The 20027-nt window shown below is 71.2% G+C and carries 22 protein-coding genes; 9 read left to right on the top strand and 13 right to left on the bottom strand.

What is annotated here, in order from left to right; all coding sequences use genetic code 11:
• Nucleotides 1–255: 255 nt before the first annotated feature.
• Nucleotides 256–834 carry an RsiG family protein gene (locus tag ACZ5Y0_RS33550; RefSeq protein WP_469132435.1) on the bottom strand — a complete coding sequence of 193 codons (579 nt, stop codon included), beginning with the start codon at nucleotides 832–834 and terminating at the stop codon, nucleotides 256–258.
• 156 nt (nucleotides 835–990) lie between these two features.
• On the opposite strand from ACZ5Y0_RS33550, the gene dtd reads away from it, so the two are divergent.
• Nucleotides 991–1416 carry a D-aminoacyl-tRNA deacylase gene (dtd, locus tag ACZ5Y0_RS33555; protein WP_469132436.1) on the top strand — a complete coding sequence of 142 codons (426 nt, stop codon included), beginning with the start codon at nucleotides 991–993 and terminating at the stop codon, nucleotides 1414–1416.
• A gap of 13 nt (nucleotides 1417–1429) precedes the next feature.
• Here the strand turns inward: dtd and ygfZ are convergent, their stop codons facing one another.
• The 3 genes from ygfZ to ACZ5Y0_RS33570 are packed head-to-tail and all read right to left on the bottom strand — an operon-like array spanning nucleotide 1430 to nucleotide 3479.
• Entirely contained in the window at nucleotides 1430–2395 is a 966-nt protein-coding gene (gene ygfZ, locus ACZ5Y0_RS33560) for a CAF17-like 4Fe-4S cluster assembly/insertion protein YgfZ (RefSeq protein WP_469132437.1), read from the bottom strand.
• A gap of 10 nt (nucleotides 2396–2405) precedes the next feature.
• Nucleotides 2406–2867: a Fur family transcriptional regulator gene (locus ACZ5Y0_RS33565; RefSeq protein WP_469132438.1), complete on the bottom strand. Its 462-nt coding sequence runs from the start codon at nucleotides 2865–2867 to the stop codon at nucleotides 2406–2408.
• Between the two features lie 36 nt (nucleotides 2868–2903).
• The gene (locus ACZ5Y0_RS33570; protein ID WP_467512186.1) at nucleotides 2904–3479 is read right to left on the bottom strand and encodes a heme-binding beta-barrel domain-containing protein; all 576 of its coding nucleotides are present in this window, start codon (nucleotides 3477–3479) and stop codon (nucleotides 2904–2906) included.
• A gap of 348 nt (nucleotides 3480–3827) precedes the next feature.
• Between ACZ5Y0_RS33570 and ACZ5Y0_RS33575 the strand changes: the two genes are divergently transcribed.
• Entirely contained in the window at nucleotides 3828–4190 is a 363-nt protein-coding gene (locus ACZ5Y0_RS33575) for a DsrE family protein (protein ID WP_469132439.1), read from the top strand.
• A gap of 378 nt (nucleotides 4191–4568) precedes the next feature.
• Here the strand turns inward: ACZ5Y0_RS33575 and ACZ5Y0_RS33580 are convergent, their stop codons facing one another.
• The 8 genes from ACZ5Y0_RS33580 to ACZ5Y0_RS33615 form a co-directional block, all read right to left on the bottom strand.
• Nucleotides 4569–4829, bottom strand: coding sequence for a DUF3099 domain-containing protein (locus ACZ5Y0_RS33580; protein ID WP_469132440.1), 261 nt, complete (start codon nucleotides 4827–4829; stop codon nucleotides 4569–4571).
• A gap of 165 nt (nucleotides 4830–4994) precedes the next feature.
• On the bottom strand, nucleotides 4995–5282 hold the full coding sequence (locus ACZ5Y0_RS33585; protein ID WP_361788538.1) for a DUF1416 domain-containing protein: 288 nt from the start codon (nucleotides 5280–5282) through the stop codon (nucleotides 4995–4997).
• Nucleotides 5283–5326: 44 nt separating this feature from the next.
• Nucleotides 5327–6166, bottom strand: a complete 840-nt coding sequence (locus ACZ5Y0_RS33590; protein WP_469132441.1) for a sulfurtransferase — start codon at nucleotides 6164–6166, stop codon at nucleotides 5327–5329.
• A 136-nt stretch (nucleotides 6167–6302) separates the two neighbouring features.
• Nucleotides 6303–6386 carry an Ms5788A family Cys-rich leader peptide gene (locus ACZ5Y0_RS33595; RefSeq protein WP_353850233.1) on the bottom strand — a complete coding sequence of 28 codons (84 nt, stop codon included), beginning with the start codon at nucleotides 6384–6386 and terminating at the stop codon, nucleotides 6303–6305.
• Nucleotides 6387–6590: 204 nt separating this feature from the next.
• Nucleotides 6591–7325, bottom strand: coding sequence for an LmeA family phospholipid-binding protein (locus ACZ5Y0_RS33600; RefSeq protein ID WP_469132442.1), 735 nt, complete (start codon nucleotides 7323–7325; stop codon nucleotides 6591–6593).
• Between the two features lie 115 nt (nucleotides 7326–7440).
• Entirely contained in the window at nucleotides 7441–8853 is a 1413-nt protein-coding gene (locus ACZ5Y0_RS33605) for a hypothetical protein (RefSeq protein WP_469132443.1), read from the bottom strand.
• Nucleotide 8854: 1 nt separating this feature from the next.
• On the bottom strand, nucleotides 8855–9109 hold the full coding sequence (locus ACZ5Y0_RS33610; RefSeq protein WP_469132444.1) for a MoaD/ThiS family protein: 255 nt from the start codon (nucleotides 9107–9109) through the stop codon (nucleotides 8855–8857).
• A gap of 42 nt (nucleotides 9110–9151) precedes the next feature.
• The gene (locus tag ACZ5Y0_RS33615; protein WP_469132445.1) at nucleotides 9152–9991 is read right to left on the bottom strand and encodes an alpha/beta hydrolase; all 840 of its coding nucleotides are present in this window, start codon (nucleotides 9989–9991) and stop codon (nucleotides 9152–9154) included.
• Nucleotides 9992–10164: 173 nt separating this feature from the next.
• On the opposite strand from ACZ5Y0_RS33615, the gene ACZ5Y0_RS33620 reads away from it, so the two are divergent.
• The 7 genes from ACZ5Y0_RS33620 (at nucleotide 10165) to ACZ5Y0_RS33650 (ending at nucleotide 18021) form a co-directional block, all read left to right on the top strand.
• Complete coding sequence (locus ACZ5Y0_RS33620) at nucleotides 10165–10944, top strand: winged helix-turn-helix transcriptional regulator (RefSeq protein WP_469132446.1); 780 nt, start codon at nucleotides 10165–10167, stop codon at nucleotides 10942–10944.
• 86 nt (nucleotides 10945–11030) lie between these two features.
• The gene (locus ACZ5Y0_RS33625; protein WP_467512203.1) at nucleotides 11031–12053 is read left to right on the top strand and encodes a LacI family DNA-binding transcriptional regulator; all 1023 of its coding nucleotides are present in this window, start codon (nucleotides 11031–11033) and stop codon (nucleotides 12051–12053) included.
• Nucleotides 12054–12207: 154 nt separating this feature from the next.
• Entirely contained in the window at nucleotides 12208–13356 is a 1149-nt protein-coding gene (locus ACZ5Y0_RS33630; RefSeq protein ID WP_469132447.1) for a S1C family serine protease, read from the top strand.
• A gap of 29 nt (nucleotides 13357–13385) precedes the next feature.
• A complete protein-coding gene (locus ACZ5Y0_RS33635) occupies nucleotides 13386–13595 on the top strand; it encodes a hypothetical protein (RefSeq protein WP_469132448.1) in 210 nt (69 codons plus the stop codon).
• A 53-nt stretch (nucleotides 13596–13648) separates the two neighbouring features.
• Nucleotides 13649–14383 (top strand): response regulator transcription factor, encoded by a 735-nt coding sequence (locus tag ACZ5Y0_RS33640; RefSeq protein ID WP_469132449.1) that lies wholly within the window; start codon nucleotides 13649–13651, stop codon nucleotides 14381–14383.
• Nucleotides 14380–15810 carry a HAMP domain-containing sensor histidine kinase gene (locus ACZ5Y0_RS33645; protein WP_469132450.1) on the top strand — a complete coding sequence of 477 codons (1431 nt, stop codon included), beginning with the start codon at nucleotides 14380–14382 and terminating at the stop codon, nucleotides 15808–15810. The genes ACZ5Y0_RS33640 and ACZ5Y0_RS33645 overlap by 4 nt, the downstream gene beginning before the upstream one ends.
• Before the next feature lie 126 nt (nucleotides 15811–15936).
• Nucleotides 15937–18021, top strand: a complete 2085-nt coding sequence (locus tag ACZ5Y0_RS33650) for a pectinesterase family protein (RefSeq protein WP_469132451.1) — start codon at nucleotides 15937–15939, stop codon at nucleotides 18019–18021.
• 105 nt (nucleotides 18022–18126) lie between these two features.
• Here the strand turns inward: ACZ5Y0_RS33650 and ACZ5Y0_RS33655 are convergent, their stop codons facing one another.
• Nucleotides 18127–19929 carry a bifunctional metallophosphatase/5'-nucleotidase gene (locus tag ACZ5Y0_RS33655; RefSeq protein ID WP_469132452.1) on the bottom strand — a complete coding sequence of 601 codons (1803 nt, stop codon included), beginning with the start codon at nucleotides 19927–19929 and terminating at the stop codon, nucleotides 18127–18129.
• Nucleotides 19930–20027: the final 98 nt, after the last annotated feature.

The raw sequence follows: 20027 nt of genomic DNA on the forward strand, positions 1-20027 counted from the left end.
TCGGGCGGGACTGGGGGGGANGGGGGGGGGGGGGGGTTTGGGGGGGGGGGGGGGGGGGGGGGGGGGGGGGTGTGGGTGGGGGGGGGGGGGGGGGGGGGGGGGGGGGGGGGGGGGGGGGGGGGGGGGGGGGGGGGGGGGGGGGGGGTCTCCCCCCCCCCCCCCCCCCCCTCCCCCACCCCGTCCCGGTGGCTGCGTCCCCGACCTCCCGGCGGCGCCGTGCGCCTCGTCCTCGGACTCCCCCGGCGGGCCGGGACTTCAGAGCAGGAGATCGGCCACCTGGGCTTCTCCGTCCCGGTAGCGGCGGGTGATCTCCTTGCCGCACTTGTCCGCCGTGTGCTGGAGGTGCTGGCGGCGGCGGGAGACCTGGTGTTCGTAACCGACGAGGCGGGCCATCGCCTCGTGCAGTTCGGGGTCGGTGCGGGCGCTGAGATCGGAGAGTTCGACCTCGGCGAGCATCTCCGACGCCAGCCGCCGGTACTCCTCGCTCTGCGGGGTACCCAGCGTGACGTGCCGGGCGGAGGAGCGGTGACGGGCCGGGGCGTCGGTGAGGATCTCCGGCAGGCGGTCCACGACGGACGCCGCTCCGGCAGGAGAACGCCGGGCCAGTTCCGCGCGCAGGATGTCGATGCGGCCCTGGAGCAGCCGTCGTAGGTAGCTGAGGTCGGCCTCGTCGCGCTGCGCGTCCCGGCGCAGGGTGCGAAGCTCGGGCAGCCTCAGCGCGGTCAACTCGTGTGCGGGTGGTTCCGTCGGCGGCGGACAGGGTGGACTGTCCGTGCGCTGCACGGGCGGACGCTGGGTGGTCAGCCCCAGCTGCCCGGTACTCGGTGTGCTCATGTGCTCTACCGTCCCCTCGACCGGCGTGTGGGAAGCATCGTGCCACCCCAAGTGGCCCCAATGTGACCGAGTGCCCCCGAACGGCCCAGATGATGGCTTAAGGATTGAAAAGAAGCCCTCGCCGGGGTCCGCCGTCCGCACGGCATGATGGGGCGCATGCGTGCAGTGGTGCAGAGGGTGGACGGGGCGAGCGTCGTCGTGGACGGCGAGACCGTGGGAGCGATCGAGGGGGAAGGGCTGTGCGTCCTCGTCGGGGTCACTCACGAGGACACCAGGGAGAAGGCCGCGCAGCTGGCCCGCAAGCTGTGGTCGATCCGCATGCTGAGCGAGGAGCGGTCGTGCGGCGACATCGACGCCCCGCTCCTCGTGATCAGCCAGTTCACGCTCTACGGCGACGCCCGCAAGGGCCGCCGCCCCACCTGGAACGCGGCCGCCCCCGGCGATGTCGCCGAGCCGCTCGTGGACGAGGTCGTCGCCCGGCTGCGCGCGCTCGGCGCGACGGTGGCGACGGGCCGCTTCGGCGCTCAGATGCGGGTGTCGCTGACGAACGACGGCCCGTTCACCGTGCTGCTCGAGATCTGACCGGGGCCGGGGGTCACGGCTCGACCACGACCTCCTGTGCCGCCGCCGTGGTGTCGGCGAGCAGCGGCGCGTCCAGCGGGACGTTCCGCTTCACCAGGGCCAGTGCCACCGGGCCCAGCTCGTGGTGGCGTACGGAGGTGGTGATGAAGCCGATCCTGCGGGCGTCGGGGCCCTCGTCGGCGCGGCGCAGCTCGGTGCCGGCGGGCGGCAGGTGGACCTCGCTGCCGTCGAGGTGCAGGAAGACCAGCCGGCGTGGCGGCTTGCCCAGGTTCTGCACGCGGGCGACGGTCTCCTGGCCCCGGTAGCAGCCCTTCTGGAGGTGCACCGCGGTGCCGATCCAGCCCAGCTCGTGCGGGATGGTGCGGTGGTCGGTCTCGAAGCCGAGGCGCGGCCGGTGCTGCTCGACGCGCAGCGCCTCGTAGGCGAGGAGCCCGGCGACGGGGCCGGACCTCGCGGCGTAGGACTCCAGGTCCGCGCGCGGCAGGAACAGGTCACGGCCGTACGCCGTCTCGCGGACGACGACGCCCTCGGGCACCTCGGTGATGGAACCGGCGGGCAGGTGCACGACCGCGGTGTCGGCCGTCCGGTCGGCGACCTCGACGCGGTAGAAGAACTTCATCGACTCCAGGTACGCGATCAGCGCGTCCTGGGTGCCGGGTTCGACGTGGGCCCAGACGGTCGTGCCGTCGTCCACGAGATAAAGCGCGTGTTCGATGTGGCCGTTCGCGGAGAGGATCAGCGCCTCGGTGGCCCGGCCGGTGGGCAGGTCGCTGACGTGCTGGGTGAGCAGGAGCTGCAGCCAGCTCAGCCGGTCGTCGCCGGAGACCGTGACGACTCCGCGGTGCGAGAGGTCGACGAATCCGGTGCCCTCGGCGAGGGCGCGCTGCTCGCGGAACAGGTCGCCGTAGTGGGCGGCGACGCCTTCGTCCACGCCCTCGGCGGGGACGGCGCCGGGCAGGGACAGCAGAGGGCTTTTCATGGACGTAAGCCTACGACTCGGTAGTCGGTCCCTCGCCGGTCGCACCCTCGGCGGCGCCGGCCGCGCAGTCCTTGCAGCGGCCGAAGATCGCGAAGTGCTTCATGTCGGTGTCGAAGCCGAAGGTCGCGCGGAGCTTGGCCGTGAAATCGGCGGCCACGTCCACGTCCGCCTCGATCACGTTGCCGCAGTCACGGCAGACCAGGTGGATGTGGTGGTGCCGGTCGGCGAGGTGGTACGTCGGCGCCCCGTGCCCGAGGTGGGCATGGCTGACCAGCCCCAGCTCCTCCAGGAGTTCCAGCGTCCGGTAGACGGTGGAAATGTTGACCCCCGACGCCGTCTTCCTCACTTCCACGAGGATGTCGTCGGGGGTCGCGTGCTCCAGGGTGTCCACGGCTTCGAGCACGAGTTGCCGCTGCGGGGTCAGCCGGTAACCGCGCTGCCGCAGATCGCTCTTCCAGTCGGTGCTCACCACACCGAAGAGTCTAGGACCCTTTCGGCGTGGGGCCGCCTACTTGAAGAAGGCGATGCCGTCGTCCGGCATGTCGTCCGGGAGGGCCTTCGCCCAGCGTTCGACCTCCTCCGGGGTGACGACCTTCTTCAGGTGGGCCGACATGTACGGGCGCAGCTCGACCTCGGGGGTCTGCTTCTCGCCCACCCACATCAGGTCGCTCTTGACGTAGCCGTACAGGCGCTTGCCGCCCGTGTACGGTCCGGAGGCGGCCGTGCGGGCCACCGCGTCCGTGACCAGGTCGATCTGCGGCTTCTTGTCGGCCATCTCGCCGTACCAGATCTCGACGACACCGTCGTCGCGGACCATCGTCACCTCGACCTTGCGGTCGGCGTCGATCCGCCAGAAGCCGGACTCGGACTCCAGGGGGCGGACCTTGTTGCCGTCCTGGTCCAGGACCCAGGTGCGGGAGTGGTACTCCAGGAAGTCCCGGCCGTCGTGCGAGAAGGTGGCCTCCTGTCCGAAGTTGCACTTCTCGGAGCCGGGGAAGTCGTGCACGCCCGCGCCCGCCCAGGTGCCCAGCAGGAAGGCGAGGGGGACGAGGTCCTTGTGCAGGTCGGACGGGATCTCGATCATCGGTGGCACTTCCTAGACGTGGGTCAGCGCTGGCCCTGGTACAGCTTCTTCACGGTCAGCCCGGCGAAGGCGAGGACGCCGACGCAGACCAGGACCAGCAGGGCTTCGAAGAAGATCTCCACGGGGTGCTCCTCGGATGAGCGTGCTTCGGGATGACGTACAACAGGGCCGCGCCCCAGCTTACGCGGCCGGGGACCGGCTCTCCTTGGGAGGTGGGCCCTCGCCGGGGCGTCGCCGCGGCGGCCGGCGCCTGGACGACCCGCCTACACGTCGGCGGCTGTACGGGCCGACCGCCCCTGCTCCGGCCCGTACATCGAGGAGAGGGGAGCCGTTGCTTACGATTCGGTCATGGCGAAGAAGCTCGTGATCAAGGTGACGGCGGGGGCCGATGCCCCCGAACGGTGCTCGCAGGCGTTCACGGTGGCGGCGGTGGCCGTGGCCAGCGGGGTGGAGGTCTCCCTGTGGCTGACCGGCGAGTCCGCCTGGTTCGCGCTGCCGGGCCGGGCCGCCGAGTTCGAGCTGCCGCACGCCGCCCCGCTGCCCGACCTGCTCGACTCGCTCCTGCTCGGCGGCAAGGTCACGCTGTGCACGCAGTGCGCGGCCCGGCGGGACATCACCGAGAAGGACGTCCTGGAGGGCGTACGGATCGCCGGGGCGCAGGTGTTCGTGCAGGAGGCGCTGGCGGACGAGACCCAGGCGCTCGTCTACTGAGACGTCTCCACCTACCGGCGGAGCCGGTGGCCGAGGGGCCGGGCAGGCCCGTACGCCGCCCTGGGGCTGGTACGCGGCGAGCCGCGCGCCCGCGGTGACGGCCCGACCCGTCTCCTTCTCCAGGAGGCCCGACCTCGCTGTCGAGGCGCGGCGTCATCCGCTGCTCGTCAGGTCCGCGGGTGGGTCGGACGGGCGGACCTGTACCGGTCCGTTCTCGAAGGCGTGCGCCGAGCCGGTGGCTCCGGGCGCGGGCCGCCGAGGGCCCGGTTCGGGTTCCCGGCGCGCACCACGTATTCGAGCAGCCGCATGGCGGACCCGACCGGCTCGTACGCGTCGAGCACCGCGGTGGACGGCCTCACGCAGGACCTGCCCACCTTCCTACGGGTGCCGCTTCTTCCCGTCCAGCTCGTCCCACCACTCGTCGGACTTCGGATCGCCGGAGGGGTCGTCCCACCAACGGTCCTCGGGGCCGCGCCGGTTGGCGACGACCGCGGCGAGCGGGGGGATGACCATCGCGACCACACACATCCCGACGGCCACGGGAACCGACCACAGGCGTACGACGCCCCAGGCCAGGACGAACAGCGCGATACAGGTGCCCATCATGGCGAAGTAGGCGTGCCGACGGCGGGCGTACATGTCTCCAGGGTAGGTCCGGGCGGGGCGGTCCGGCACGGCCCGCCGAACCGGAGCCGGACACGCCGAAGGGCCGCACCTCAGGTGTCCAACCCGAGAGGTGCGGCCCCGCGGCCGTCCGGCCGTCCGCGTCCGACTGGTGTCGGTCAGCGCCCGTCAGCGTCGGTCTCAGACGGCGATCGCGACCTCCGCGAGGCCGCCCCGCTGGGCGACGACCGTGCGGTCGGCGGTGCCGCCGGGCACGAGGGCGCGGACGGTCCAGGTGCCTTCGGCCGCGTAGAAGCGGAACTGTCCGGTGGCGGAGGTGGGGACCTCCGCGGTGAACTCGCCGGTCGAGTCGAGGAGCCGGACGTAACCGGTCACCGGCTCGCCGTCGCGGGTCACCTGACCCTGGATGGTGGTCTCACCGGGCTTGATCGTCGAGGCGTCCGGGCCGCCGGCCTTCGCTCCGCACATGTCTTTCTCCAGAGGTGTCTGACCAGAAGGTCGGGTCGGTTGGGTTACTTGCCGGCGCCGAGCTCGATCGGCACGCCGACCAGGGAGCCGTACTCGGTCCAGGAGCCGTCGTAGTTCTTGACGTTCTCGACACCGAGCAGCTCGTGCAGCACGAACCAGGTCAGGGCCGAGCGCTCACCGATGCGGCAGTAGGCGATGGTGTCCTTGGACAGGTCCACCTGCTCGTCGGCGTAGAGGGCCTTCAGCTCCTCGTCCGACTTGAAGGTGCCGTCGTCGTTGGCGTTCTTGGACCACGGGATGTTGCGGGCGCTGGGCACGTGGCCGGGACGCTGCGACTGCTCCTGCGGCAGGTGGGCCGGGGCGAGCAGCTTCCCGGAGAACTCGTCGGGCGACCGGACGTCGACCAGGTTCTGCGAGCCGATGGCCGCCACGACGTCGTCGCGGAAGGCGCGGATGGCGGTGTTCTGCGGCTTGGCCCGGTAGGTGGTCTCGGGGCGCTCGGGCACCTCTTCGACCAGCTCGCGGGCGTCCAGCTCCCACTTCTTGCGGCCGCCGTCGAGGAGCTTGACGTTCTCGTGGCCGTACAGCTTGAAGTACCAGTAGGCGTAGGACGCGAACCAGTTGTTGTTGCCGCCGTACAGGATCACCAGGGTGTCGTTGCCGATGCCCTTCGCCGACAGGAGCTTCTCGAAGCCCTGCTGGTCGATGAAGTCACGGCGGACCGGGTCCTGGAGGTCCTGGGTCCAGTCGATCCGGATCGCGTTCCTGATGTGGTTCTTCTCGTACGCGGACGTGTCCTCGTCGACCTCGACGATGGCGATGTCCGGGTTGTCGAGGTTGGCCTCGACCCAGTCGGCGTCGACCAGGACGTCGCTGCGGCTCATGCTCGTTCTCCTCCGGGGCAGTTACGGCGGGGGTGCAAGAAAGGAGGGTGCGCGGCCGGGTCTCGCCGGCGGCCGACGCACGGACGCCCTGGGAGGAGGGCGTCGGGAGGGCGCGGAAGGCCGGCTGGGCTTCCGCTCAGACAGGGCGACAGAGCATGGCGGCGACGCGGCATAGGTCTACTGCCCGCCGCTTCGTGAGATCCGCCTGTCGCTGCTTCATGCGGTCGATCGTAGGGAGGTTGGGGCGGACGTGTCACCAGCGCTCCGCATTATGAGACACGATCGTCCGCATAGCGAGACGCACGAAGCGCCCGGGCCGTCACCGCACGGCTTCCGGGCGCTCATGTCGATCTGTTTCCACCGGCACATCTACGGGCCGGACGGCGGCGTCTCGCCTGTCGGACACCCGTCGTCCACCGGTGGACTACCCGGCGAGGCGGACGTTGGAACCCTTCACCGTGATCTCCACACCGTTCTTCGCCGCCTCGACCTTGTCGAGCTGGATGCCGCCGGGCAGGTCGTCGATCTTCTGCTCGAAGTCGGTGATGCCGCGCACCTCGTCCTCGGCGACCTGGAACGGACCGAAGCTGGGCAGCGAGTCGGCGTGCACCCGGACGGTGTCGCCCTCGGCGGTGACCGTGCTCAGCACGGCGACGGGCTGCGGCAGCTTGGTGCCGCCGATGCTCGCCTCGACGGTGACCTTGATCTTGCCGTTGCCGCCGTCGGAGAGACCGATGACCCGGGCCGTGGCCGGGCCGATCTCGGTGGGCTCGGACTTGGCGGTCTTCAGCAGCTCCGCGTAGCTGATGGACGCGGTGCCGGTGGCGCTGGACGCGGTGGCGGAGCTGTAGTCGCCGGAGAACTCGACGCCCTTCATGTCCGCCTTGAGATCGTCGATGCGGATCTTCCGGCCGTCGGCGCCGGCGACGGCCTCGTAGTCGTCGATGCCGACCTCGACGTCGTCCAGCTCGCCGCCGACGACCTGGGTGAGGAAGGGGAAGCCCTTGATGGACACGTCCGGGGTGGTCGCCAGGTTCTCGTTCGCCCGGAGCTTGTCCGCGGCCTCGCCCTCGGCGAAGTTCACGGCGAGGCGGTCGGCGAGCACGAACAGGCCGCCCAGAACCACGACGACGACCAGCAGTATTCGAAGCGCTCGCATGCGGTTGTTCCCCCACCTGGATGGTCGGACGGTCATTGACCACTCACGGTAACTCCGGACGCGGAGGGTGTCCGGAGTTTGTCGATCACCTGTGACACAGGCGACCGTCCGCCTCCTACCCCAGCGCCCGTCCCAGCACGTACACCGCCGGTGCCGCGGCGGCCAGCGGCAGGGCCACGCCCGCCGTGAAGTGCACGAAACGCGACGGGTAGTCGTAGCTCGCCACCCGGTGGCCGATGAGCGCGCAGGTCGCCGCGCCCGCGCCGAGCAGAGCGCCCTCGGCGCCCAGCCCGGTCATCCCGCCGACCGCGATGCCCGCGCCCGCCGCCGCGAGCAGCGCGACGACCACCGACGCGGGCGTCGGCAGCGGCAGCGCGCGGGCCACCACGGCGACGGCGACCGCGGCGGCGCCGACCGTCACCGCGTCCGGGTCGGCCCCGAGGTGGCCGGTCGCGAGGATCGCCAGCGCGGACGAGGCGACCGTCGCCATCAGGCCGTACATACGCTCGTCGGGGTCGGCGTGCGAGCGGAGCTGGAGGACGAGGCAGAGCAGGACCCAGACGCCGAGGCTGCCCAGGATCGCGGCCGGGGCGTTCTCCCGGCCGGCCGCGAGGAGCGCCACGTCGGAGACCAGCGCACCGAGGAAGGCCAGCGCGATGCCCTGCCGGGCCGGCCACATGCCGTTCAGCCGGAACCAACCGGCCGCCGTGACGGCCTGGAGGACGACGAGCGGGACGACCAGTGCGTACGTGCCGATCGCCGCCGTACCGGACAGGAGCAGGCCGAGGAGCGCGGTGAGCGCGGCGGGCTGCATGCCGGGCTCGATGATCGGCGAACGGCCTTCGAGGCGAGCCCGCTGCGCGTCGGTGACGCGCGCGTTGCCGGCCATGGTGGCGGGCCCGTAGGACGGCCCGCCCTCACCTTCCGGCAGCACCTCGGGAGCGGCAGGGGCCGGCACGGGGGCGGGCTGCGCGGCGTGGGCGGCCGGCTGCCGCCCGTACGACGCCTGCTGCCCGTACGCGTGCTGTCCGTGCGGCGCGTGCTGTCCGTACGACGTCTGCTGTCCGTGCGGCGCGTGCGGCGCTTGCTGTCCGTAAGACGCCTGCTGTCCGTGCGGCGCCTGCTGCCCGTGCGGCGCTTGGTGCTGCGCCTGTTGCTCGTGCGGGTGCTGCTGGGCCTGGCCCTGCCGGTACGGGTCTTGCGGGTACGGGGGTGGCTGCCGCTGACCTTGCGGGGCCTGGCCCTGCCCGTAGGGGTCTTGCGGGTACTGGGATGGTTGCCAGGCCGGGGCCTCGCCCGTCTGCGGGGGCAGGTAGGCCGTCTCCGCCGGGTCGGCCGCCGCGATGGGGGGCTGCACGCTGGTCTCCCAGGTCTGCCCCTGCCACTGCTGGGTGTGCTGGAGGTGGGCCTGCGGGTCCTCGTACCCGTACTCCTGCTGCCGGGCCGGCCACTCCCGCTGCCGCGGCGCCTGCTGCTGGTACGGGTCGTATCCCTGCGGGTACTGGCCCTCGTACGGCTGGTCGCTCATCTCACCCTCCTGCGAACGGCGGGAGCACCTCGACCGTGCCGCCGTCGGCCAGCCGTACCGTCTCATGTCCGCGGGTGCCCACGGGGTCACCGTCGACGAGGAACGAGCAACGCCGCAAGACACGCACGAGTTCGCCGGGGTGTCGCTCCCGCGCGGCCTGGAGCGCCTCGGCGAGGGTGTCCGCGTCGTGCGGCTCCTCGGCGACTCCGGCCGCGGCCTTGGCGGCCGCCCAGTAGCGCACCGTGACCTTTGCCATCTCGTCCCTCAGTCAGTCTCTTCGGTGGTCGACAGGGTCAGGCTAGCCCGCCCGCGCGGCCGCCCAGGTACCGATGCGGGTGAGGAGGTCGTCGGTGGCGGCCTGCTCGGCGTGGCCCATGCCGGCCTCCACCCAGAGTTCGCCGTGGTCACCGGCGGCCTCGGCCAGCATGCGGGGGTGGTCGAGGGGGAAGTAGCCGTCGCTGTCGCCGTGGACGATCAGCAGCGGTGTGGGCGCGATCCGCGGGACCGCCTCCACCGGGGAGAGGGGGACGGGGTCCCACCCGCGGTGCTGGATGCGGGTACGGAAGCCGTAGCGGCCGACCAGGCGGCCCGCGGGGCGGGTGACCAGCCAGTGCAGCCGGCGCATGGGTGCCGTACCTCGGTAGTACCACCGGGCGGGGGCGCTGACGGAGACCACCGCGTCGACCGTGCCGGTGTGCAGGGCCGCGTGCCGCAGCACCACCGAGCCGCCCATGGAGAAGCCGACGGTGGCCACGCGCGTGTGCCCGAGCCGGCGGGCCCGGGCGACGGCCGCGTCCAGGTCGAGGACCTCTCGGTCGCCGACGGTGGAGCGGCCGCCGGATCGGCCGTGCCCGCGGAAGGAGAAGGTGACGACGGCCCCGTGCCGGGCGAGCGCCGCCGCGATCCGGCGCACGTGCGGGCGGTCCACGTCACCGGTGAATCCGTGGGCCACGACGAACACCAGGTCGCGGGAAGGCGGCGCGGAGGCGTCGGACCCGACCGCTCCCGGGTCGTACACGGACTCGATGGAGACGCCGTCGGCCGTGGGCAGGAACGTCCGCAACGGTGCGCCCGCGCCCGTCTCAGGGTTCGGACGAACGGTGGAACGTGCCACATGACCTGCCGGACCGTTGCTCATGTGGGCTATTGTGCTGGGCAGAGGACTCGGGCAGCGTTGCCCCCGGGTCCTTTCGTGCTTTCGGAAGCGTTGTATACGAAGCGGGAAACCGCAGGTGTACGGGCGCCGGGACGCGCAGAGCAGTGCCGCAGTGCCGCAAACGTCCTCGCAGGGACCGAGGAGGAACCAGACGTATGAGTTCTCTGCTGCTCCTGACCAACGCCCTCCAGCCGTCGACGGAGGTGCTGCCCGCGCTCGGACTGTTGCTGCACAACGTGCGAGTGGCCCCGGCGGAGGGCCCCGCCCTCGTCGACACACCGGGCGCCGACGTGATCCTGATCGACGGGCGCCGTGACCTCCCACAGGTCCGCAGCCTGTGCCAGCTGCTGCGCTCCACCGGCCCCGGCTGTCCGCTCGTCCTGGTCGTCACCGAGGGCGGTCTCGCCGCCGTCACCGCCGACTGGGGCATCGACGACGTCCTGCTCGACACCGCCGGCCCGGCGGAGGTCGAAGCGCGGCTCCGGCTGGCGACGGGCCGTCAGCAGATCGTCAACGACGACTCCCCCATGGAGATCCGCAACGGCGACCTGTCCGTCGACGAGGCGACCTACTCCGCCAAGCTCAAGGGCCGGGTCCTCGACCTCACCTTCAAGGAGTTCGAGCTGCTGAAGTATCTGGCGCAGCACCCCGGCCGCGTCTTCACCCGTGCCCAGCTCCTCCAGGAGGTCTGGGGCTACGACTACTTCGGCGGTACCCGGACGGTCGATGTGCACGTACGACGGCTGCGCGCCAAGCTCGGCCCGGAGCACGAGTCGCTGATCGGAACCGTCCGCAACGTCGGTTATCGATTCGTTACTCCCGAGAAGATCGACCGTGCCGCCGAAGAGGCCAAGGCCACCGCGGGACGGGCAAAGCCGGAGGATGCGGACAACGGGGCGCCCGTGGGCGCCGCGGAGCTCTCCGCGGAGGCATAGCCGCCGCTCAGGCCGGGCGTCGCTCCCGCGCAGGGAAGCCGTGAGACGCCCTGCCCGGGGCGGATCCATCCGCGTAGACTCCGCGCGTGGCCAAGGTAACCAGGGATGATGTGGCGCGGTTGGCGGGGACGTCCACCGCCGTCGTCAGCTATGTCATCAACAACGGACCCCGGCCGGTCGCCCCGGCCACGCGCGAGCGTGTCCTCGCCGCCATCAAGGAGCTGGGATACCGGCCCGACCGGGTCGCGCAGGCGATGGCTTCACGGCGGACGGACCTCATAGGCCTGATCGTCCCGGACGCGCGCCAGCCCTTCTTCGGGGAGATGGCGCACGCGGTCGAACAGGCCGCCTCCGAGCGCGGGAAGATGGTGCTGGTCGGCAACTCGGACTACATCGGCGAGCGCGAGGTCCACTATCTGCGCGCCTTCCTGGGCATGCGGGTCTCCGGCCTGATCCTGGTCAGCCACGCGCTGAACGACAACGCCGCCGCCGAGATCGACGCCTGGGACGCCCGTGTGGTGCTGCTGCACGAGCGGCCCGAGGCCATCGACGACGTCGCCGTCGTCACCGACGACCTGGGTGGCGCCCAGCTCGCCGTACGCCACCTCCTGGAGCACGGCTACGACTACGTGGCCTGTGTGGGCGGCACCGCGGACACGCCCTCCGTCGGCGACCCGGTGTCCGACCACGTCGAGGGCTGGCGGCGGGCCATGGACGAGGCCGGCATCCCCACCGAGGGGCGACTGTTCGAGGCCCCCTACAACCGTTACGACGCCTACAAGGTGGGCCTGGAGCTGCTGTCGGGACCGGACCGGCCGCCGGCCGTCTTCTGCTCCACCGACGACCAGGCGATCGGCCTGCTGCGGGCGGCGCGCGAACTGCGCATCGACGTGCCCGGCGAGCTGGGCGTCGCCGGCTTCGACGACATCAAGGAAGCCGCGCTCGCCGACCCGCCGCTGACGACGGTCGCCTCCGACCGCTCGGCGATGGCCCGCGCGGCCGTCGACCTCGTCCTGGACGACGGGCTGCGGGTCGCGGGCTCGCGCCGCGAACGTCTCAAGGTGTTCCCGTCACGGCTGGTGGTCCGCCGCTCCTGCGGCTGCGAGTGACCCCGCGGGCGGCATCCGTCCACCCCGCGTGAGACTTCTCCGAGAGCGGCCGGTCCTGTGCGGGGACCGTCTTCATCACGGGCACACGAGGTTCTGCCGGGCTTCTCAGGGAGCACTCAGGCAGCTCTCATGGTCGGGCGGAAAGCTCTGTTCCATGACCGAGAGCATCCGCCGCAGCGGCGAGTACGAGAACCATGAGAACCCGTACCAGGGCGCCCCGCAGCACGCTTCCGTCCCCGTGAACCCGGAGTGGCCGCCCCCGCCGGCGTACCGGCCGGCCGCTCAGCGGCCCGTCGCGCCGACCGCCGTGGGGCAGGCGCCGGCCCAGCCGGCCGGCGCGTGGGGCACCGCGGCCGCCGGTGACGGCGACGGCGGCGGGACCGCTCACCTGACCCCCGTGGCCGAGCCCGCGCCCGTGCCTCCGAAGAAGCGCGCGACGCGCGGCCCGGTCGCCCTGCTCGCCGCCGTGGCCATCGCCGCCGCGGCGATCGGCGGCGGCACCGCCTACGGCATCCAGGAGCTGACCGGCAAGGACCAGGTGGTCACCTCCTCCACGACCACCAGCGTGGTGCCGGCCAGCAGGAGCGGCGACGTGGCCGGCATCGCCGCCGCGGTCAGCCCGAGCGTCGTCGAGATCAACGCCGCTCTCAGCGGCGGCTCCTCGACCGGCTCCGGCGTGATCATCACCGGCGACGGCGAGATCCTCACCAACAACCACGTCGTCGCCGGCGCCTCCGCCATCAAGGTGTCGACCAGCGACGGCAAGGAGTACACCGCCAAGGTCGTCGGCACCGACAGCAAGAAGGACCTGGCCCTGATCAAGCTGGAGAACGCCTCCGGCCTGAAGGCGGCCACCCTCGGCGACTCCGACGGCGTCAAGGTCGGCGACACGGTCGTGGCGATCGGTTCCCCCGAGGGCCTCACCGGCACCGTGACCAGCGGCATCATCTCCGCCCTCGACCGGGACGTGACCGTCTCCACCGACGAGAGCCAGGGCCGGCAGCAACAGCAGCAGGGCGGCGGCTGGCCGTTCGAGTTCGGCGGCCGGCAGTTCAACGGCGACACCGGCTCGTCCACCACGACGTACAAGGCGCTCCAGACCGACGCCTCCCTGAACCCCGGCAACTCCGGCGGCGCCCTGATCGACGCCAACGGCGACATCATCGGCATCAACTCCGCGATGTACTCCGCCGCCGACGCCACCTCCTCCACCGCCGGCAGCGTCGGCCTCGGCTTCGCCATCCCGATCGACACCGTCAAGGCCGACCTCGCCACCCTGCGGGCCGGCGGTTCCGACAGCTGAGCTCCCTTCCAGCGCTCAGGGAGGACGTCATGATCAAGCAGGTTTCGCACCCGGTGACCGGCGTCGGCGCCGCCGACCTCGCCCTGGCCCTCGACGTGGCGTACGAGCTGCACGCCCCGACCGCACCGACACGGGCCGCGGAGGTCGCCGCCCCGCAGCTGATGGGCCTGCGCACCAGCGCCGCCCGCCCGCACCGTCGCAAGGTGCCGTTGAACCGGCTCACTACGATGCGAGGCTGAGAGGGTTTCCGCCCGCAGCACCCCGCCGCCCCCCGCACCTGAGGATCCACGTCATGAACCCCGCCGAAGGCGACCGAGACACCCAGCGCATCCTGATCGTCGACGACGAGCCCGCGGTGCGCGAGGCACTCCAGCGCAGCCTCGCCTTCGAGGGCTACGCCACGGAGGTCGCCGTGGACGGCGCGGACGCCCTGGAGAAGGCGACCGTCTACCGGCCCGACCTGGTCGTCCTCGACATCCAGATGCCCCGCATGGACGGCCTCACCGCCGCCCGCCGCTTCCGCGGGGCCGGGGACACCACCCCGATCCTCATGCTGACCGCGCGCGACACCGTCGGCGACCGCGTCACCGGACTCGACGCGGGCGCCGACGACTACCTGGTCAAGCCGTTCGAACTGGACGAGCTGTTCGCCCGCGTACGGGCCCTGCTGCGGCGCAGCTCCTACGCCGCGGCGGCCGGCGCGAACACCGACGACGACGAGGCCCTCACCTTCGCCGACCTGCGCATGAACCTCGCCACCCGGGAGGTGACGCGTGCCGGGCGGGCCATGGAGCTGACCCGTACCGAGTTCACGCTCCTGGAGATGTTCATGGCGCACCCGCGCCAGGTCCTGACCCGCGAGCAGATCCTCAAGGCGGTGTGGGGCTTCGACTTCGAACCCTCGTCCAACTCGCTCGACGTGTACGTCATGTACCTGCGCCGCAAGACGGAGGCCGGCGGCGAACCGCGCCTCGTGCACACGGTGCGGGGTGTGGGATACGTGTTGCGGCAGGGCGGCGCGGAGTGAACCGGGTCGTACGACGGCTGCGGACCCTTCCCATCAGGGCCCGGCTGTCGATGCTGGTCGCCGCGGCGGTGGCGTTCGCGGTGGCCGCGGTCTCGGTGACCTGCTGGTTCATCGTGCAGGGGAAGTTGTACGAGCAGGTCGACGGCGACCTGAAGAAGATGGTGGCGCAGCCGAGACTCGAGGACCAGATCGAGAACGTCCTCAGGATGTGTCCGCAGGACACACAACCCAACAAGAGCTTCTTGGGGAACAGCTACTTCCAGGTGGTGACGGAAGACGACACCGTCTGCGTCAACTCGTTCTCCGCGGGCAAGGTGAGGGTCTCCGCCAACGACCGGAAGGTCATCGCGAACGCGGACGACACCGCCGACGGCGTCTTCTACGACAGCAGGGCCGAGAACGGTGAGGCCGTTCGGGTTCTGACGCTGCCCGTGCAGACCACCGATGGGCCGGTGGCACTCGTCCTCGCCACCCCTCTCAAGAGCACCGAGAAGACCCTCAACGAACTCGCCCTCATCCTCCTCCTCGTCTCCGGCATCGGCGTCCTCGCGGCCGGCGCCGCAGGCCTGGCCGTCGCCCGCGCGGGCCTGCGCCCCGTGGACAAGCTGACCGAGGCCGTCGAGCACGTGGCCCGCACGGACGATCTCCGCATCCGCATCCCCGTCGAGGACGACAGCGAGGACGAGGTCGCCCGGCTGTCCCGGTCGTTCAACTCGATGACCTCCTCCCTGGCCGACTCCCGTGAGCTTCAGCAGCAGCTCATCGCGGACGCCGGGCACGAGTTGCGCACGCCTCTCACGTCCCTGCGGACGAACATCGAGCTGCTCACCCGCAGCGAGGAGACCGGTCGCCCCATCCCGGAGGCGGACCGCAAGGCCCTGCTCGCGTCGGTGAAGGCGCAGATGACCGAACTGGCCGCACTGATCGGCGACTTGCAGGAGCTGTCCCGCTCGGACGCCCAGCGGGGTGAACGGGTCCAGGTGGTCTCACTGGAGGACACCGTGGAGTCGGCCCTGCGCAGGGCCCGGCTGCGGGGCCCGGAGTTGACGATCACGGCCTCGCTGGATCCCTGGTACGTCCGGGCGGAGCCGGCCGCGCTGGAGCGGGCGGTGGTCAACATCCTGGACAACGCGGTGAAGTTCAGTCCGGCGGCGGGTTCCGTCGAGGTCGGGCTGTCCGACGGTGTCCTGACCGTCCGGGACCACGGCCCCGGCATCCCGGAGGGCGAACTCCCGTTCGTCTTCGACCGTTTCTGGCGCTCCCCGAGCGCGAGGGCCCTGCCGGGCTCGGGCCTCGGCCTGTCGATCGTCGCGCGTACGGTCCAGCAGGCGGGCGGTGAGATCACGGTGGCCCGCGCGGAGGGCGACGGCACACTGGTGACCGTACGGCTGCCCGGGGCGCCGACGCCTCCGCCCGAGCTGCCGTAGGGCCCGCGCCGACGCACTCCCCGACGAATCTCCCTGAGCTCGGCAACCTTTCCGCCGTGAGCGGCGACCCCCCGGTGACCGGCACCTCTTCCGGATGGTCCCCTCCCACGGAACGGAACCCCACACATGACCGACATCCGTCGCAAGCCCCGGCACCGCAGGCGCAGGACCGCCGTGGCGGTGGGCATGCCTCTCGCCCTCACGGCCGCCGGCACCTTCGCCTACGGCTCGGACCTCGGGCTGTTCGGCACGGACGCGCAGGCCAGCGCGTCCGCGGCCCCCGCCGCGCCGGCCTGGGCGACCGCCACCGCCGACGGCTTCGCGTCCGTCGACTCGCTCGGGCAGAACGGGACGTACGGCGGCCGGAACGGCAAGACCGTCACCGTGAAGACGCTCGCCGACCTGGAGAAGTACGCGACGGCCGCCGAGCCCTACGTCATCGTCGTCGCGGCGACGATCAACATGAACCCGGTCGGCAAGGAGATCAAGGTCGCCTCCGACAAGACGATCGTGGGCGCCGGGACCTCCGGACAGATCGTCGGCGGCGGGTTCTTCCTCGGCACCGGTGTCCACAACGTGATCATCCGGAACCTCACCATCCGGGACACGTACCAGGGCGTCTGGAACGACAAGGACCACGACTTCGACGCGATCCAGATGGACGGGGCGCATCACGTCTGGATCGACCACAACGATCTGCGGCACATGGCCGACGGGCTCATCGACGTCCGCAAGGACAGCACCAACGTCACGGTGTCCTGGAACAAGCTGAGCGACAACAACAAGACCTTCGGCATCGGCTGGACCACGAACGTCGTCACCGACATCACGATCCACCACAACTGGTTCCGCGAGACCGAGCAGCGCAACCCGTCCACGGACAACGCCGCCCACGCGCACCTCTACAACAACTTCCTAAAGGACGCGGCCGGCACCACGATCAAGTCGTCGTACGGCAACTACTCGCGCGGCAGGACGAGGATGGTCCTGGAGAACTCCTACTTCCAGGGCATGAACAACCCGGTCACCAAGGACAGCACCGCGACGATCGTCCAGAAGGGCAACACCTTCACCGGCACGAGCGGGCGCAACGAGAGCGGCGGCACCGCCTTCGATCCCAGGTCCTTCTACGCGTACACCCTCGACAGGACCGCCGACGTGCCCGCGCTCCTCAAGGCGGGCGCGGGGCCGCGTCCGAGCATCGGGACCGCGTCCACCCCCGCGGCGAGCGCCACCACCAAGGCCGCCGCCGCCACCACGCTCACCGTCGCCGCCGACGGCTCCGGCCAGTACCGGACCGTGCAGGCCGCCGTGAACGCCGTACCGGCGAACAACCCCTCGCGCGTCGTCATCTCCGTGAAGCCGGGGACGTACCGCGAGGTCGTCAAGGTCCCGTCCAACAAGCCGCACGTCACCATCCAGGGTTCGGGCGCGAGCCGCAAGGACACGACGATCGTCTACAACAACGCGTCGGGTACGCCCAAGCCGGACGGCTCCGGCACGTACGGCACCGGCGGCAGCGCGACCGTCGCCGTGGAGGCGGACGACTTCCAGGCCCGCAACCTCACCTTCTCCAACGACTTCGACGAGGGCGCACACCAGAACATCGCCGGTCAGGCGGTCGCCCTGCGCACCGCCGCCGACAAGGTGTTCCTCGACGGCGTCATCGTCAGCGGCGACCAGGACACCCTGCTGGTGGACACCGCGTCCAAGGACAAGCTGGGCCGCGTCTACATGACCAACTCGTACGTCATCGGCAACGTCGACTTCATCTTCGGCCGGGCGACCGCGGTGATCGACAAGTCGGTCATCACCCTGAAGAAGCGATGGAACGGCACCTCGGCCGGCTACATCACCGCCCCGAGCACGGCGGCGGGCCGCAAGGGCATCCTGATCGCCAACTCCACGGTGAACGGCGACGTCTCCGACCGCACCTTCTACCTCGGCCGCCCCTGGCACGCCGGCGGCGACGCGACCCTCGACCCGCAGACCACGGTGCGCAACACCACCCTCAGCGCCGCGATCCGGACCACCCCCTGGACCGACATGAGCGGCTTCTCCTGGAAGGACGACCGCTTCGCCGAGTACATGAACAAGGGCCCGGGCGCGGCCACGGGCCCCACGAGCACCGACCGCCCTCTCCTGACCGACGCGCAGGCCGCGAACCAGGAAGTCGCGGACTGGCTGGGCGGTTGGACGCCGTCGGCCTGACCGCGCGCCGTGACAGGGACGCGACCCACGAGGTGGCGCCGGACACGCGCAGAGGCGGCCGCGTCGGTGACGCGGCCGCCTCTCTCGGTGGGAGGACCCCCAAGGTCACTGCACGATCGTGATCCGGTTCGTCACCGGCGGCGCGATCGGGGCGGTGGCCGAGGAGTTGGCCAGCAAGTACTGCTCCAGGGCGGTCAGATCGTCGAGGCCGACGAGGTCGTTCGTGCCCTGGCCCAGGGTGGTGAAGCCGTCGCCGCCGCCCGCGAGGAAGCTGTTCGTGGCGACGCGGTAGGTGGCGGCCGGGTCGATGGGGGCGCCGTTCAGCTTGATGGAGTCCGTGACCACACGGTCCGCGCCGCTCCGGGTCAGGTCCAGCGTGTACGACAGGTTCGCCGACGGCTGAAGGATCTTCGGCGCGCTCGCGTTCGTCCCGCTCACCTGCTCCTTGAGCACCTGGACGATCTGGGCGCCGGTGAAGTCCTGGAGGTTCACGGTGTTGGCGAACGGCTGGACGGTGAAGCCCTCGGCGTAGGTGACCACGCCGTCGCCCTCGCCGCCCTTGGCCGCGTAGGTGAGACCGGCCCGCACCCCACCGGGGTTCATCAGCGCGAGGTCCGCCTCCGCGTCCAGCTTCTTGCCGTACCAGAGCTGCGCGTCCGCGATCAGGTCGCCCATCGGGGACTCGGTGCCCGTGTTGGGGACGTCGGCGGAGACGTGGCCGATCGCGCGGTTGCCGATGGGCGCCGCGAGGGTGTTCCACTTGCTGATCAGCTCGGTCATGTCCGTCGCCTTGGGAACGGTCCGCGTGACCACGTGGTTCGCCGACTTCACCGCCGTACGGGCGATGTCACCCGTGAAGCGGTCGTACGTCAGCGTGGTGTCCGTGTAGAGACGGCCGAACGAGGCCGCCGAGGTGACCGTGCGCGGCTTGCCCGACGGGTCGTTGATCGTGCAGGCGTACGCGGCGTGCGTGTGACCCGTGACCAGGGCGTCCACCGACGGCGAGATGTTCTTCGCGATGTCGACGATCGGACCGGAGACGCCGTCCCCGGCGCCCGGCGAGTCACAGTTGTAGTTGTAGGACGTGGAGGCCGGCAGGCCGCCCTCGTGGATCAGCGCCACGATCGACTTCACGCCCTGGCGCTGGAGTTCCTTGGCGTACCGGTTGATCGTCTCGACCTCGTCCTTGAAGGTCAGGCCCTTGACGCCCTCGGCGGAGACGATGCCCGGCGTGTTCTCCAGGGTCACGCCGATGAACCCGATCCTGACGTCCTTCTTCTTCCAGACCCAGTACGGCTTCAGGATCGGCTTGCCGGACTTCTCGGACAGGACGTTCGCCGCGAGGTACGGGAAGTCGGCGCCGCCGAACTCCTCGTCCGTGTAGCAGCCGTCCGTCGGGTGGCAGCCGCCCTTCTGTAGGCGGGCCAGCTCCTTGGCGCCCTCGTCGAACTCGTGGTTGCCGACGGAGGTGACGTCCAGGTCCAGCTTGTTGAGCGCCTCGATGGTGGGCTCGTCGTGGAACAGGCCGGAGATCAGCGGGGAGGCGCCGACCATGTCACCGCCGGCCGCGGTGACGGAGTACCGGTTGCCCTCGCGGGCCTGCCGCAGATGCGTGGCCAGGTACTCCACACCGCCCGCGTCGATCGTCTTCGTCGAGCCGTCGTCCTGGAGTTCGGTGACCCGGCCGGAGGAACCGCTCGGCGGCTCCAGGTTGCCGTGCAGGTCGTTGAACGACAGCAGCTGCACGTCCTGGTAGCGGCTCGGCAGCGGCTTTCCGTGCTTGCTGTCGTGCGCGCCCGCCGGCAGCGCGGCGACCAGTGCGCCGGCGGTGGCCAGACCTGCGGCCGCCGCGAGCAGCCCGTACGTACGGCGTCTGCGGCTCGGATGCGATTGGGAAGTGGCTGGCATGCGCCCCCCTGTGGTGTCTGCTGTGGTGTCGACGTCCTCGGGGCCGGGGAGGCCCTGCGAGGCGTCTGAGGTAGTGGCCCCGTCGGGCCGCAGCCTAG

This window comes from Streptomyces sp. NPDC033216, from assembly GCF_055577115.1.

Excerpts from the sequence above, each read along its gene's own strand:
- ACZ5Y0_RS33635 (WP_469132448.1), top strand. The coding sequence starts at position 13,386 with ATGATCAAGCAGGTTTCGCACCCGGTGACCGGCGTCGGCGCCGCCGAC.
- ACZ5Y0_RS33655 (WP_469132452.1), bottom strand. The coding sequence starts at position 19,929 with ATGCCAGCCACTTCCCAATCGCATCCGAGCCGCAGACGCCGTACGTAC.
- ACZ5Y0_RS33615 (WP_469132445.1), bottom strand. The coding sequence starts at position 9,991 with ATGAGCAACGGTCCGGCAGGTCATGTGGCACGTTCCACCGTTCGTCCG.
- ACZ5Y0_RS33610 (WP_469132444.1), bottom strand. The coding sequence starts at position 9,109 with ATGGCAAAGGTCACGGTGCGCTACTGGGCGGCCGCCAAGGCCGCGGCC.
- ACZ5Y0_RS33585 (WP_361788538.1), bottom strand. The coding sequence starts at position 5,282 with ATGTGCGGAGCGAAGGCCGGCGGCCCGGACGCCTCGACGATCAAGCCC.
- ACZ5Y0_RS33550 (WP_469132435.1), bottom strand. The coding sequence starts at position 834 with ATGAGCACACCGAGTACCGGGCAGCTGGGGCTGACCACCCAGCGTCCG.
- ACZ5Y0_RS33570 (WP_467512186.1), bottom strand. The coding sequence starts at position 3,479 with ATGATCGAGATCCCGTCCGACCTGCACAAGGACCTCGTCCCCCTCGCC.
- ACZ5Y0_RS33595 (WP_353850233.1), bottom strand. The coding sequence starts at position 6,386 with ATGAAGCAGCGACAGGCGGATCTCACGAAGCGGCGGGCAGTAGACCTA.
- ACZ5Y0_RS33620 (WP_469132446.1), top strand. The coding sequence starts at position 10,165 with ATGAGTTCTCTGCTGCTCCTGACCAACGCCCTCCAGCCGTCGACGGAG.
- dtd (WP_469132436.1), top strand. The coding sequence starts at position 991 with ATGCGTGCAGTGGTGCAGAGGGTGGACGGGGCGAGCGTCGTCGTGGAC.
- ACZ5Y0_RS33640 (WP_469132449.1), top strand. The coding sequence starts at position 13,649 with ATGAACCCCGCCGAAGGCGACCGAGACACCCAGCGCATCCTGATCGTC.
- ACZ5Y0_RS33575 (WP_469132439.1), top strand. The coding sequence starts at position 3,828 with ATGGCGAAGAAGCTCGTGATCAAGGTGACGGCGGGGGCCGATGCCCCC.
- ACZ5Y0_RS33590 (WP_469132441.1), bottom strand. The coding sequence starts at position 6,166 with ATGAGCCGCAGCGACGTCCTGGTCGACGCCGACTGGGTCGAGGCCAAC.
- ACZ5Y0_RS33580 (WP_469132440.1), bottom strand. The coding sequence starts at position 4,829 with ATGTACGCCCGCCGTCGGCACGCCTACTTCGCCATGATGGGCACCTGT.
- ygfZ (WP_469132437.1), bottom strand. The coding sequence starts at position 2,395 with ATGAAAAGCCCTCTGCTGTCCCTGCCCGGCGCCGTCCCCGCCGAGGGC.
- ACZ5Y0_RS33600 (WP_469132442.1), bottom strand. The coding sequence starts at position 7,325 with ATGCGAGCGCTTCGAATACTGCTGGTCGTCGTCGTGGTTCTGGGCGGC.
- ACZ5Y0_RS33650 (WP_469132451.1), top strand. The coding sequence starts at position 15,937 with ATGACCGACATCCGTCGCAAGCCCCGGCACCGCAGGCGCAGGACCGCC.
- ACZ5Y0_RS33630 (WP_469132447.1), top strand. The coding sequence starts at position 12,208 with ATGACCGAGAGCATCCGCCGCAGCGGCGAGTACGAGAACCATGAGAAC.
- ACZ5Y0_RS33605 (WP_469132443.1), bottom strand. The coding sequence starts at position 8,853 with ATGAGCGACCAGCCGTACGAGGGCCAGTACCCGCAGGGATACGACCCG.